We start from the raw sequence: 12,874 nt of genomic DNA, 5'->3' as shown, positions 1-12,874 counted from the left end.
TGGCGATTGGCGGTAGGGCAGATTAGAGAGCGCTTAGTCTAGCTGTTCGATATCTAGCCGACAAACTGGACATTTATCCAGTGGTAAAATACCATTGAATCAGTACCTGAAATAAGAGTTAACCCTTTATTATGCAATGGATTCTGGACAACCAAGCCCTACTTATCAGCGCTATTAGCAGTGCGGCGATCAGCGGAGTCGGAGTGGGCTGGTGGATCAGGCAGAAAACACGCTTTGATCAACAGCTTTTAAAACAACAACTTGAATCCAATCAGCAACTGGCAACAACGAAAATCGGCCAGTTACAGAAAGAGCTAGAGCAAGCACAACAGGAACTGGATGAGCTAGATAGCGAGCGAGATAAAGCCGCGTATGAGCTCAAACAGTCCCACGGTAAATTGATGGCGGTTCTAGAAAAATTGCGTTACTTCGAGGCGGTTAAGCAAGAAAGACAACAATACGCTGAGGAGCTGACTCAAAGCCGCGATCAGAAAGCTCAGCTTGAAGCCCAGCTCAGAGAGCAAGAAGCTCGCCATCAAGAAGAGAACAAAGCCAACCACGATAAATTGCAATTGTTGGAACAGGCGGAGTCTCGTCTCAAGCAGCAATTCGAACATCTGGCCAATCAGCTATTTGAGGCTAAGACCGCCAAAGTCGACCAACAAAACCGCCAAAGTCTGGAAGGGTTGCTATCGCCACTGAAAGAACAGTTGGAAGGGTTTAAGAAACAGGTCAATGACAGTTTTACGGTTGAAGCGAAAGAGCGACACACCTTAGTGCATGAGCTGAAGAACCTGCAACGCCTCAATGAACAGATGACGCGCGAAGCGGTCAACCTGACTCAGGCACTAAAAGGTGACAACAAGCAGCAAGGCAACTGGGGAGAGGTCGTCCTTGCGCGCGTGTTGGCGGAGTCCGGATTGCGTGAAGGGCACGAGTACCAGACTCAGGTGAGCCTACAGAATGAAGCAGGTAAGCGCTATCAGCCGGATGTGATTGTCCACTTGCCGCAAGATAAGCAGGTGGTGGTCGACTCTAAAATGACGCTGGTCGCCTATGAGCGTTACTTCAATGCCGAATCAGAGTTAGATCAAGAACAAGCACTAAGTGACCACTTACTATCGGTCAGAAGCCATATTAAAGGTTTGTCACAGAAAGACTATCATCAGCTTAAAGGCATTCAGAGCCTTGATTACGTGCTGATGTTTATCCCAGTTGAGCCAGCGTTTCAGGTTGCGATTCAGGCCGACCCAGATCTGGTCAAGGATGCGATGGAGCAAAACATTATTCTGGTCAGCCCGACGACCTTGCTGGTGGCATTGCGTACGATCGATAACTTGTGGCGCAACGAACGACAGAATCAAAATGCGCAAATCATTGCGGAGCGAGCCAGTAAGCTGTACGACAAGTTGCGTTTGTTTGTCGATGACATGGAAAGCCTAGGCGGTGCGCTGGATAAAGCGAACCAGAATTATCAAGGCGCGATGAACAAGCTCGCTACTGGTCGAGGTAACGTGATTCGTCAGGCGGAAAGCTTTAAGCAGCTTGGTGTTGAGGTGAAAAAGCCAATCTCGTCGAGCCTGACAGAACTGGCTCAATATGATGGGCTCACAGAAAATAACTCGATGAGTGAAAATGATTCTATCGCTGAAAGACATCCGGCTGAGGATAAAGTAAACTAATCGCCCGCAGCGCTCAGGTCGTATTTATTCATAGCGTTGCTTGAAGAGGAATCATCATGACGGATACAAGCGTGCAGTCGAATACAGCTTTAGAATCAAATGAAACCACGCATTTTGGTTTCACCACAGTCGCCAAAGAAGAGAAAGTCGCCAAGGTAGCAGAGGTATTCCACTCTGTAGCGGCCAAATACGACATCATGAACGACTTTATGTCGGGTGGTGTGCATCGTCTTTGGAAACGATTCACGATCGATTGCAGTGGTGTGCGTCCGGGTCAGCGTGTGCTGGACCTCGGTGGTGGTACGGGCGATCTGACGGCGAAATTCTCTCGCATTGTCGGTGAAAAAGGCCATGTGGTTCTGGCTGACATCAACAACTCAATGCTGAATGTTGGCCGCGACAAACTGCGTGACAACGGCATTGTAGGCAACGTGCATTATGTTCAGGCAAACGCTGAAGAGCTGCCGTTCCCAGATGATTACTTTGATGCTATTACCATCAGCTTCTGTCTACGTAACGTGACAGACAAAGACAAAGCCCTGCGCTCAATGTTCCGTGTTTTGAAGCCTGGCGGTCGTCTTCTTGTGCTCGAATTCTCTAAGCCTGTGCTTGAGCCTTTGTCAAAAATCTACGATGCGTACTCATTCCACCTATTGCCGAAAATGGGTGAGCTGGTAGCAAATGATTCTGAGAGCTACCGTTATCTGGCAGAGTCTATTCGTATGCACCCGGATCAGGAAACCTTGAAAGGGATGATGGAAAATGCTGGATTTGAGAAAGCCAGCTACTACAACCTGACCGGCGGCATCGTTGCGCTGCACCGTGGCTACAAATTCTGAGGTTAAAGGATCGCTATGCCATTTGAACCTCTTGTTACTGCTGCGATTGAATCAACACTCAATACACTTATTAACGACGACCCAGAGCTGGGGCGTCGTCTTGCCCGTCTTAAAGGCCAGGTGATTCAAGTTCACCTCAAAGAGCTCAATAAGACACTGACTTTTGTTTTCAGCCAGCAAATTGATGTTCTGGCGAATTACGAAGGTCAACCAGACTGCTACCTATCATTAAACCTATCGGTGCTGCCAGAGCTGCGTGAGCAATCCAATATCACCAAGCTGATCAAGCAAGACAAAGTGATACTGGAAGGCGATATTCAACTGGCGCAGAAATTCTCTCAGCTCATGACGGATTGCAAACCTGACATTGAAGAGTGGTTGTCGCGCGTCACGGGGGATGTGGTGGCGCATAGCTTAGTTCAAGGCGTGTCCAATTTAGGACAGTTTGTTAAAGCAAAAGCGGACAAGCATCAAAACCACCTTGCTCAGGTCATTACCGAAGAGTGGAAACTGGCGCCAGCGCCATTAGAAATTGCCCATTTCTGCGATCAGGTTGACGATGTCAGAAGTCAGGCTGCTCGCATTGAAGCTAAGTTGAATCAGCTGCTGGAGCGCGCATGACTCCGGCTGAACTGAAACGACTCTATCGTATAATCAAAGTTCAGCTCGAATACGGGCTCGATGAACTACTGCCTAATCACCAGTTAACCAAAGCCCCTCTGCTTGCTCGTAAAGCGCTATTTTGGATTAAAAACCAACACGCTGACAAAGAGTTAGGTGAAAGGTTGCGCCTTGCTCTGCAGGAGCTTGGTCCGGTATGGATCAAGTTTGGCCAGATGATGTCGACCCGACGTGATCTCTTCCCTGCGCACATTGCCGATCCGTTGGCGCTGCTTCAAGACCAAGTTTCTCCCTTTGATGGTCAGCTAGCCAAAGAGCAGATTGAGCTGGTGTTAGGTGGCCCTTTGGAAAATTGGTTTACCGACTTTGATATCAAACCACTGGCCTCCGCATCGATCGCTCAAGTCCATACCGCCAAGCTCAAATCGACTAACCAAGAAGTGGTATTAAAGGTTATCCGGCCAGATATTCGTCCGGTCATTGATGCAGATCTAAAACTGATGTACCGAATGGCGCGTATAGTCGCCAAAGCACTTCCTGAAGCACGTCGTTTGAAACCGGTTGAAGTGGTGCGTGAGTATGAAAAAACGCTCCTCGATGAGTTGGACTTACGACGAGAAGCGGCAAATGCGATTCAGCTGAGAAGAAACTTTGAAGGCAGCGATGAATTGTATGTTCCTGAAGTAATTACGGACTTTAGTAATGAAACTGTAATGGTTTCTGAGCGAATATACGGCATCCAAGTTTCTGACATAGAAGGCTTGAAGGCCAATGGCACCAATATGAAGCTATTGGCCGAGCGCGGTGTGAGTGTCTTTTTCACTCAGGTGTTCCGCGACAGCTTTTTCCATGCCGATATGCATCCGGGCAACGTTTTTGTTAACCCTGAGCATCCGGACAATCCACAGTGGATTGGTTTGGACTGTGGCATCGTTGGAACGTTGAATAGTGAAGACAAACGCTATCTGGCGGAAAACTTCCTCGCCTTCTTTAACCGTGATTATCGCCGTGTGGCTGAGTTACACGTTGAATCAGGTTGGGTTCCACGTGAAACGAACGTTGATGAGTTTGAATTCGCCATTCGCATTGTGTGTGAACCGATTTTTGCTAAGCCGCTGTGTGAGATCTCGTTCGGACATGTGTTACTGAACCTATTTAACACCGCACGCCGCTTCAATATGGAAGTACAGCCACAGCTGGTGCTGCTGCAGAAAACCCTATTGTATGTGGAAGGCTTGGGGCGTCAGCTCTACCCACAGCTTGATTTATGGGAAACTGCAAAGCCATTCCTTGAAGAGTGGATGATGAATCAAGTAGGGCCGCAGGCAGTGATTAATGCGGTCAAGGATCGCGCGCCGTTTTGGGCCGAGAAGCTGCCTGAATTGCCAGAGCTACTGTATGACAGTTTACGTCAGGGCAAGATGATGAATCAGCGTATGGATCAGCTCTATCAAGGCTACCGCACTACGAAACGTCAGCAGGCAACGGGGAAATTTTTATTTGGTATTGGGGCCACATTAGTCGTATGCTCGGCAATATTGGTCAACAGTGCGTATGAGCAGCTATCCATGGCAAGCGCTATCGGTGGTGTCACATTTTGGCTGCTCAGTTGGCGAGCTTATCGTCAATAGACGTTAAGCTATTGAAATGATTTGTTTAGTAAAACCCGAGGTATAGAAAATGGGTGGTATTAGTATTTGGCAACTTCTGATTATTGCTGTCATTGTTATTCTTCTATTCGGTACTAAGAAACTACGTGGTATCGGTGGTGATCTAGGTGGCGCAGTGAAGGGCTTCAAGAAAGCCATGAACGACGAAGAGCCGGCGAAAAAAGACGCGGACTTTGAGCCAAAAAACATTGAGCAGCAGAAGACAGATGCTTCTGCTGAAACAAAGAAAGATAAAGAGCAGGCGTAACACGTGTTTGATATCGGTTTCTGGGAACTGGTATTAATATCTGTCGTCGGGCTGGTGGTTCTTGGTCCTGAGCGTTTGCCTCATGCGATTCGCAGCGTGTCACGATTTGTTGGGGCGGCGAAAAACATGGCAAATAGTGTGAAAGATGAGCTTTCACATGAACTAAAGGTTCAGGAACTGCAAGAAAACTTGCGCAAAGCTGAGAAAATGGGGATGGAAGATCTGTCGCCAGAGCTGAAGTCTTCTGTTGAAGAACTCAAGCAAGCCGCGCAAGATGTGCAACGCCCATATGCGAGTAAAAGCGATTCAGCGTCTACCAACGTTGAAGCTGAAGTGGACAAACCGTCCGTTGCAGAAGCTAATCACTCCGCAGATGCGGTCGAGTCACTGGATGCCCAGCCGGTACCTCAGGCAGATAAAAAAGCCGAATAGTCTCGCATTAGGGGAGCTGCTGTGAGCAGCTCCTTTTCGATCTTTTAGAGTAGAGGTTTTCATGTCTTCTGTTGAGCAGACACAACCTTTGATCAGCCATCTGCTGGAACTACGTAATCGCCTGCTACGTGCGATTGTCGCTGTACTGGTGGTGTTTGTTGGCCTGATCTATTTCGCGAATGACATCTATGAGTTTGTCTCGTCGCCTCTCGTTGAACGCCTGCCTGAAGGGGCGACAATGATTGCGACTGATGTTGCATCGCCATTTTTCACTCCGCTAAAGCTGACGTTAATCGCGTCAATTTTTGTGGCTGTGCCGTACATTCTTTATCAGGTTTGGGCGTTTGTTGCTCCCGGTCTGTACAAGCATGAACGACGTCTGATCATGCCATTGATGTTTTCCAGTTCGCTATTGTTCTATTGTGGCGTGGCTTTCGCGTATTTCGTGGTATTCCCACTGGTATTTGGCTTCTTTACGGCGATATCACTGGGCGGCGTAGAGTTCGCCACGGATATTTCCAGCTACCTCGACTTTGTGCTGGCGTTGTTCTTAGCCTTTGGTATTGCGTTTGAAGTGCCGGTGGCAATCATATTGCTGTGCTGGACGGGGGCGACGGATCCGAAAAGCTTAAGTGAAAAGCGCCCATACATTATCGTTGGTGCGTTTATCGTTGGCATGATGCTGACGCCGCCGGATATGATTTCGCAGACCTTGCTGGCAATCCCAATGTGCTTATTGTTTGAGGTCGGCTTGTTCTTTGCGCGCTTCTATGTGCGCAAGAGTGACGATGAAGAAGAACAAGAAGAGGTCTGATATTAGGTCCTGACATAAGAGAAAGGCTTGCCAAGTGGCAAGCCTTTTTTGTATTACAGTTGGAATAGCTTAGTTGCGTTGGACGTGGTGATGGCATCGACTTGGTCGACACTGATGTCACGTAAATCAGCGACTCGCTGTGCAACCAAAGATGTGTATGCAGGTTCATTGCGTTTGCCACGGTGTGGTACTGGAGCTAGGTAAGGGCAGTCCGTTTCAAGAATGACATAGTCCATATCCAGAGACGGAATGACTTTGTCCATCCCGCCATTTTTAAATGTCGACACACCTCCCAGACCGAGGTGAAAACCTAATCCATTGATCGCTTTTGCTTCTTCAACACTGCCGCCAAAACAGTGGAATACGCCAGACAACGAGCCATCTTGTTCCTGTTCAAGTAGCTGCAGCGTTTCTTCAATGGAGTCACGGGTGTGGATGACGACAGGTAGCTTCATCTCTTTAGCCCAGTTGAGCTGGCTGACAAACGCCATTTCCTGCTCGGCTTTATAGGTTTTATCCCAGTAGAGATCGATGCCGATTTCGCCCACAGCAATGAAGTTGTGTTTCTCAAACCAATGGCGAATCACCTGCAGTGTCTGTTCAACATTGCCATCGACATAACATGGGTGAAGCCCCATCATAGAACGACATACCTGCGGATAGGCCGCCTCAGTTTTTAGCATCGGCTCAATTGAATCCAGATCGATGTTTGGCAGCAGGATTTTGTCTATCCCCTGAGCCAAGGCTCTCTCTACCACCTGGTCGCGGTCATTATCAAATTCGCTGGCATAAATATGGGCGTGAGTATCGATCATGGTTTGTCTCTGTAAAGCTGGATTGGCCAGAGTATACGGCAGTGTGAGCATTTGGTCATTTTTTGCATTTTTATCGCTTGCTGCTAGCGTCATTACTCAAGAGTGATATCATGCAAATCAAGCACTTTCACCACACAAGGAGAACAGAGTGTCAGTTTCCATTCAAGGTCAGTTCCCTGGCCGTCGCATGCGTCGTATACGTAAACATGACTTTAGTCGTCGCCTAATGGCTGAAAATCAACTAACGGCAAGTGATCTGATTTACCCAATGTTTATTTTGATGGGAAAAGACCGCCGCGAAACCGTTGACTCTATGCCTGGGATTGAGCGCCTGTCTATCGACCTTATGTTGGAAGAAGCACAATACTTAGCCAGACTCGGTGTGCCGGCGATTGCATTGTTCCCTGTGGTGAATCAGGACGCAAAAAGCTTGTGTGCGGCTGAAGCGTACAACCCAGAGGGTTTGGTTCAGCGTGCGGTCCGTTCTTTGAAAGAGCATGTGCCAGAAATTGGCGTAATTACTGATGTGGCACTTGACCCATTCACAACGCACGGCCAAGACGGCATCATCGATGAAGAAGGTTACGTCCTGAATGACGCGACGACAGAAGTTTTGGTCAAACAGGCTTTGTCTCATGCAGAAGCGGGCGCTGATGTTGTTGCACCGTCAGACATGATGGATGGTCGTATTGGCGCGATTCGTGAAGCGCTGGAAGAAGCAGGCCACATCAATACTCAGATCATGGCTTACTCTGCTAAATACGCGTCTTATTACTATGGGCCTTTCCGTGATGCAGTCGGCTCAGCGGGTAACCTTAAAGGTGGTAACAAGAAAAACTACCAGATGGATCCGGCCAACAGTGATGAAGCAGTGCATGAGGTCGCAATGGATGTCAACGAAGGCGCGGACATGGTGATGGTCAAGCCGGGTATGCCATATCTTGACGTGGTGCGCCGTGTTAAATCGGAACTGCAAGTCCCGACGTTTGCTTATCAAGTCTCGGGTGAATACGCGATGCACAAGGCGGCATTCCAAAACGGTTGGCTTAAAGAGCGTGAGACTGTGATGGAATCACTGCTTTGCTTTAAGCGTGCAGGTGCAGACGGTATCCTGACTTACTTTGCTAAAGATGTCGCTGAGTGGTTGGCAGAAGAAAATGCTCAGCCTGCTCAGTTTCTAAAAGACGCTGAATAACTCAGTTTACAAATATTAAAAGGCTGGCTTTTGCCAGCCTTTGTTGTTTTCTGGCCCTAAACCACCTTCTTTAGAAGGTGGTGATCGTTCTTTTGGGCTTTGCCCGAAGAACGCTCATGTTCAAGATGTCCTCGTTTGCAACCAACAAATGAAGGAAATAACGAACATGAGCAGATATGAATCCGCTTCACACGTTTATCATCGGTGCCAATATCATATTGTTTGGACACCTAAATATCGACTAAAGATTCTGAAAGGAAATTTAGGCAAAGAGCTGTATCGAAGTATCTACGTTTACAGCAATATGAAGAAATGCAAGGTTGTCGAGCTTAACGTCCAAATTGATCATGTCCATTTAGTCGTGAGGCTTCCGCCGAGCATGAGTATCTCAAATTACATGGGGTTTGTTAAAGGTCGTACAGCGATTAGGTTGTTTAACAAATTTCCGTATTTGAGAAAGAAAAAGCTCTGGGGTAATAAGTTCTGGCAACGAGGTTACTTTGTTGATTCGGTAGGGATGAACGAGGAAATTATACGTAGATATGTCAGGCACCAAGATCGTGTGGGGAAAGAAGAAGAGGAGCGACAAATGCTTCTAGGGTTAGATAAATAGCAGTGAGCCCCCTTATAGGGGGCCAACCAAAGCCACCTGCTATGCAGGTGGATTTTTACTTAAGGAGAGCCGATGAGTATTGAGTATCGACTTGGAACACTAGAAGAGTGTGTTGAAATCGTCGCGACTATCAAAGAGTTCATACACAAAGAAAGCGTAGAAAGCTTGTCCGAACGATTAGACGGTAAGCGACACCTCATTCAGGTGGCTGAAGAAAATGGCCAGCTACTTGGGTTTAAAATTGGATATGAAATCGACGAAAACACATTTTATAGCTGGTTCGGTGGGGTATCACCACTAGCTAGAAATAAAGGGGTGGCACAGAAGTTACTCGATTATCAGGAGATCTGGGTCAAAAAACACGCTTATTCTCAACTTAAGGTGAAATCCCGTAATCAATTTCCTTCCATGTTAAGACTCTTGCTGAGGAATGGTTATCTAATTGAAAAGTTTGAAGTAAAAGATCCCCTAGTCGAATCAAGAATTCATTTCGTGAAGCAGTTGTAGCACTGTCATAAAAATTAAATGAGATTTTTTCTCATTTAGGGGTTGACGGGATAAATGAGAATAATTATTATTTATCTCGTCTTAGGGAATAAGAGAAGTTCACAAGGACGTCGAGTTACCAGATTCAACTTGGAGACGGTGATGACACTGAACTTAATTGAACTTGCACTAGTTCTTTTTGACACGACATTGCTCACATTGCTTCCAGTGTAATTTATAGCTTTATGGCAAAGCTAACGATTCAATTGAATACGCTTTGACCCCTTTTTGCTAGGCGACATCGATACGATGTCGCTTTTTTTATGCCTGAAATCTGTGGTTGGATAAAAGGACACCAGTAGTCTTTTCCACAGTTGAGGATCGTTTTAAGATCGATCTATTTACGATCGATCTAATTCATTTGTTATATTTTTCAGTATCTTAAATTGTTTGATTACAGTTTTGTGACGATGCAAAGCGTTAGTGGATAAATAATATAAACAGAGTTATCCACAGTTGAGGCTGTGGTGTGAAAGATTATTCGCCAAATGTGTGAGTAGTGCATGCAGAGTTAAAATGGATCCACTGTCAGAGTCATGGCATTCTAGGCAGATCTTTTTTCTTTGGATGCTTAAAGACTATGGCTCGTATTCCTGACAACCCGTTGATTTTGATTGACGGTTCTTCTTATCTTTACCGCGCATTTCATGCTTATCCGGGCACTATGAGCAACGGTGATATCCCGACGAACGCTGTTTATGGTGTTGTAAACATGCTACGCAGTATGATGCGTCAGTTTGCCTCTGAGCGTATCGCAGTGGTCTTTGATGCTAAGGGAAAAACCTTCCGTGATGAGATGTATCCGGAATACAAAGCCAACCGTCCTCCGATGCCTGATGATCTCCGTTGTCAGATTGAACCTCTGCACAATGTGATTCGCGCAATGGGTTTGCCTCTGATCTGTGTTCCGGGTGTGGAAGCGGATGATGTGATTGGTACGCTCGCGTATCAGGCTTCACAAGCGGGGATGCCAGTATTGATCAGTACCGGCGATAAAGATATGGCGCAGTTGGTGGATGACAACGTGACTCTGATCAACACCATGACCAATGTGGTGATGGATCGAGAAGGCGTGATTGAAAAATTTGGTATCCCACCAGAGCTGATTATCGATTATCTCGCTTTGATGGGCGACAAAGTCGATAACATCCCAGGTGTACCGGGTGTCGGTGATAAGACCGCAACTGCACTACTGCAGGGTATCGGCAGTTTGGAAAAGCTGTACGACAATCTTGATGATATTGCATCACTTGGGTTCCGTGGATCGAAGACCATGGCGAAAAAGCTGGTCGATAACAAAGAAGAAGCGTTTCTTTCTTACGAGCTTGCCACGATTAAGTTGGATGTTGAGCTGGAAGAAACGCCAGACTCACTGCTCAAGGCTGAACCGAATACCGATGAGCTGATCAAACTGTATGGCCAGCTAGTCTTCAAATCTTGGCTCAATGAATTACTGGAAGGTGGTACGGGTGTTGTCGTGGCAGATGAAAAGTCCGGCGCAGCGTCGGGGGCTGGAGCCTCTGCCACAGCCAGCGAGATCGATACCTCTGCAGTGACGATTGATCGCAGCCAGTACGAAACCATTCTTGACCAACAGGCATTCAATACTTGGTTAGATAAACTCAAAGCGGCGGATGTCTTCGCGTTTGATACCGAAACCGACAGCCTCGATTACATGGTGGCGAATCTGGTTGGTGTGTCGTTTGCGACAGAAGAAGGCGTCGCTGCATACGTGCCTGTGGCGCATGATTATCTTGATGCGCCAGAGCAGCTTGATCGCGATTGGGTACTAGAGCAATTGAAGCCGATTCTTGAAGATGATGCTCAGGCGAAAGTGGGGCAGAATCTAAAATACGATGCGTCGGTATTGGCTCGCTACGGCATTGAGATGAAAGGCATTAAGCATGACACCATGCTCGCGTCATACGTTTACAACAGCGTGGGTGGCAAGCATGATATGGACAGCCTGGCACTGCGATTCCTTCAGCACAGCTGCATTTCTTTTGAGCAGATTGCGGGTAAAGGCAAGAAGCAGCTGACGTTCAATCAGATTGAACTGGAACAAGCTTCACCATACGCCGCAGAAGATGCTGATGTGACCCTCCGTTTACACAATCGCTTGCTCGCCAACATTGAGCAGGATGAAAAGCTGAAGACCATCTATGAAGAGGTCGAAGTGCCGCTGGTTCCCGTTTTATCACGTATTGAACGCACAGGCGTGTTGATTGATGACATGAAGCTGGCCGCTCAGTCGCAGGAAATTGCGTTGCGCCTTGATGAGTTGGAGCAGCAAGCGTTTGAAATCGCGGAGCAAGAGTTCAACATGAATTCGCCAAAGCAGCTGCAAGCGATTCTGTTTGAGAAAATGGGTCTGCCGGTTGTGAAGAAAACGCCATCGGGTACGCCTTCAACTAATGAAGAGGTTCTGCAGGAGTTGGCGCTGGATTACCCGTTGCCAAAATTGATCCTCGAATATCGTGGCTTAGCGAAGCTCAAATCAACTTATACTGATAAGCTGCCGAAAATGATTAATCCTGAAACAGGCCGTGTCCATACGTCTTATCATCAGGCTGTAACCGCGACTGGCCGTCTATCTTCGACCGATCCTAACCTGCAGAATATCCCAATCCGTAATGATGAAGGTAGACGTATTCGCCAGGCGTTTATTGCACCACATGGTTACAAGATCATGGCGGTCGATTACTCCCAGATTGAATTGCGTATTATGGCGCACCTTTCAGGAGACAAAGCGCTACTAGATGCCTTCCAGCAAGGAAAAGACATTCATGCAGCGACAGCGGCTGAAATCATTGGTGTGGACATCGAGCAGGTGTCAGCTGAACAGCGTCGTCGTGCGAAAGCGGTCAACTTTGGCCTTATTTATGGTATGAGTGCTTTTGGTCTGGCAAAACAGTTGGGTATTCCACGTGGCGAAGCACAGCAATACATGGATACCTACTTTGAGCGCTACCCAGGTGTGATGCAATACATGGAAGACACACGTAGTGCCGCAGCTGAACAAGGTTATGTCGAAACCATCTTTGGCCGTCGTCTGCATCTGCCAGAAATAAAATCACGCAACGGCATGCGTCGTAAAGCGGCAGAACGTGCTGCGATCAACGCTCCAATGCAGGGCACAGCAGCGGACATCATCAAGAAAGCCATGCTATTGGTGGATGAATGGATTGAGAGCCAAGGCCAGGGTCGAGTGAAATTGCTGATGCAGGTGCACGATGAACTGGTCTTCGAAGTTCAGGAGTCAGCATTAGCCGAAATTGAAAGTAAAGTACAAGAATTGATGGAATCCGCCGCTCAGCTGGATGTACCTTTGATTGCGGAAGCGGGTCATGGTGACAACTGGGATCAGGCGCACTAGACAAAAAATAGCCAAAATTGATTG

General features: G+C 47.4%; 12 protein-coding genes. 11 read left to right on the top strand and 1 reads right to left on the bottom strand.

The window, feature by feature from the left end; genetic code table 11:
• Positions 1 to 131: 131 nt before the first annotated feature.
• The 7 genes from rmuC to tatC all read left to right on the top strand — a co-directional run bounded on the left by rmuC (position 132) and on the right by tatC (position 6,305).
• A complete protein-coding gene (rmuC, locus tag FIU99_RS16240) occupies positions 132 to 1,682 on the top strand; it encodes a DNA recombination protein RmuC (protein ID WP_006957558.1) in 1,551 nt (516 codons plus the stop codon).
• Positions 1,683 to 1,738: 56 nt separating this feature from the next.
• Complete coding sequence (gene ubiE / locus FIU99_RS16235; protein WP_006957559.1) at positions 1,739 to 2,521, top strand: bifunctional demethylmenaquinone methyltransferase/2-methoxy-6-polyprenyl-1,4-benzoquinol methylase UbiE; 783 nt, start codon at positions 1,739 to 1,741, stop codon at positions 2,519 to 2,521.
• A 15-nt stretch (positions 2,522 to 2,536) separates the two neighbouring features.
• On the top strand, positions 2,537 to 3,142 hold the full coding sequence (locus tag FIU99_RS16230) for an SCP2 domain-containing protein (RefSeq protein ID WP_006957560.1): 606 nt from the start codon (positions 2,537 to 2,539) through the stop codon (positions 3,140 to 3,142).
• Positions 3,139 to 4,773: a ubiquinone biosynthesis regulatory protein kinase UbiB gene (gene ubiB / locus FIU99_RS16225; RefSeq protein ID WP_006957562.1), complete on the top strand. Its 1,635-nt coding sequence runs from the start codon at positions 3,139 to 3,141 to the stop codon at positions 4,771 to 4,773. Before FIU99_RS16230 ends, ubiB begins: the two co-directional genes overlap by 4 nt.
• A 49-nt stretch (positions 4,774 to 4,822) precedes the next feature.
• Positions 4,823 to 5,059 carry a Sec-independent protein translocase subunit TatA gene (tatA, locus tag FIU99_RS16220; RefSeq protein ID WP_006957564.1) on the top strand — a complete coding sequence of 79 codons (237 nt, stop codon included), beginning with the start codon at positions 4,823 to 4,825 and terminating at the stop codon, positions 5,057 to 5,059.
• A gap of 3 nt (positions 5,060 to 5,062) precedes the next feature.
• Positions 5,063 to 5,491, top strand: a complete 429-nt coding sequence (tatB, locus tag FIU99_RS16215) for a Sec-independent protein translocase protein TatB (protein WP_006957565.1) — start codon at positions 5,063 to 5,065, stop codon at positions 5,489 to 5,491.
• A gap of 61 nt (positions 5,492 to 5,552) precedes the next feature.
• The gene (tatC, locus tag FIU99_RS16210) at positions 5,553 to 6,305 is read left to right on the top strand and encodes a twin-arginine translocase subunit TatC (protein ID WP_006957567.1); all 753 of its coding nucleotides are present in this window, start codon (positions 5,553 to 5,555) and stop codon (positions 6,303 to 6,305) included.
• Positions 6,306 to 6,358: 53 nt separating this feature from the next.
• Here the strand turns inward: tatC and FIU99_RS16205 are convergent, their stop codons facing one another.
• Positions 6,359 to 7,120 (bottom strand): TatD family hydrolase, encoded by a 762-nt coding sequence (locus FIU99_RS16205; protein WP_029236301.1) that lies wholly within the window; start codon positions 7,118 to 7,120, stop codon positions 6,359 to 6,361.
• Between the two features lie 148 nt (positions 7,121 to 7,268).
• Here FIU99_RS16205 and hemB point away from each other — a divergent pair, with 148 nt between their 5' ends.
• The 4 genes from hemB to polA all read left to right on the top strand — a co-directional run bounded on the left by hemB (position 7,269) and on the right by polA (position 12,850).
• Complete coding sequence (gene hemB, locus FIU99_RS16200) at positions 7,269 to 8,315, top strand: porphobilinogen synthase (RefSeq protein WP_006957572.1); 1,047 nt, start codon at positions 7,269 to 7,271, stop codon at positions 8,313 to 8,315.
• A 166-nt stretch (positions 8,316 to 8,481) separates the two neighbouring features.
• Positions 8,482 to 8,928 carry an IS200/IS605 family transposase gene (tnpA, locus tag FIU99_RS16195; protein ID WP_039951144.1) on the top strand — a complete coding sequence of 149 codons (447 nt, stop codon included), beginning with the start codon at positions 8,482 to 8,484 and terminating at the stop codon, positions 8,926 to 8,928.
• A 72-nt stretch (positions 8,929 to 9,000) separates the two neighbouring features.
• Positions 9,001 to 9,435, top strand: a complete 435-nt coding sequence (locus FIU99_RS16190) for a GNAT family N-acetyltransferase (protein ID WP_006957574.1) — start codon at positions 9,001 to 9,003, stop codon at positions 9,433 to 9,435.
• Between the two features lie 619 nt (positions 9,436 to 10,054).
• On the top strand, positions 10,055 to 12,850 hold the full coding sequence (gene polA / locus FIU99_RS16180) for a DNA polymerase I (RefSeq protein WP_006957576.1): 2,796 nt from the start codon (positions 10,055 to 10,057) through the stop codon (positions 12,848 to 12,850).
• The last annotated feature ends 24 nt before the right edge of the window (positions 12,851 to 12,874 follow it).

The sequence above is a fragment of the Vibrio sp. THAF64 genome, from assembly GCF_009363455.1.
GTDB lineage: Bacteria > Pseudomonadota > Gammaproteobacteria > Enterobacterales > Vibrionaceae > Vibrio > Vibrio coralliilyticus.
Note: the sequence above shows the minus strand (reverse complement) of the source record. Positions and strands in the feature narration are given on the sequence as shown.

What these genes read in the sequence shown, in the direction of transcription:
- tnpA (WP_039951144.1), top strand. Translation starts at nt 8,482, where the DNA reads ATGAGCAGATATGAATCCGCTTCACACGTTTATCATCGGTGCCAATAT.
- ubiE (WP_006957559.1), top strand. Translation starts at nt 1,739, where the DNA reads ATGACGGATACAAGCGTGCAGTCGAATACAGCTTTAGAATCAAATGAA.
- FIU99_RS16190 (WP_006957574.1), top strand. Translation starts at nt 9,001, where the DNA reads ATGAGTATTGAGTATCGACTTGGAACACTAGAAGAGTGTGTTGAAATC.
- ubiB (WP_006957562.1), top strand. Translation starts at nt 3,139, where the DNA reads ATGACTCCGGCTGAACTGAAACGACTCTATCGTATAATCAAAGTTCAG.
- tatC (WP_006957567.1), top strand. Translation starts at nt 5,553, where the DNA reads ATGTCTTCTGTTGAGCAGACACAACCTTTGATCAGCCATCTGCTGGAA.
- tatA (WP_006957564.1), top strand. Translation starts at nt 4,823, where the DNA reads ATGGGTGGTATTAGTATTTGGCAACTTCTGATTATTGCTGTCATTGTT.
- FIU99_RS16230 (WP_006957560.1), top strand. Translation starts at nt 2,537, where the DNA reads ATGCCATTTGAACCTCTTGTTACTGCTGCGATTGAATCAACACTCAAT.
- polA (WP_006957576.1), top strand. Translation starts at nt 10,055, where the DNA reads ATGGCTCGTATTCCTGACAACCCGTTGATTTTGATTGACGGTTCTTCT.
- rmuC (WP_006957558.1), top strand. Translation starts at nt 132, where the DNA reads ATGCAATGGATTCTGGACAACCAAGCCCTACTTATCAGCGCTATTAGC.
- FIU99_RS16205 (WP_029236301.1), bottom strand. Translation starts at nt 7,120, where the DNA reads ATGATCGATACTCACGCCCATATTTATGCCAGCGAATTTGATAATGAC.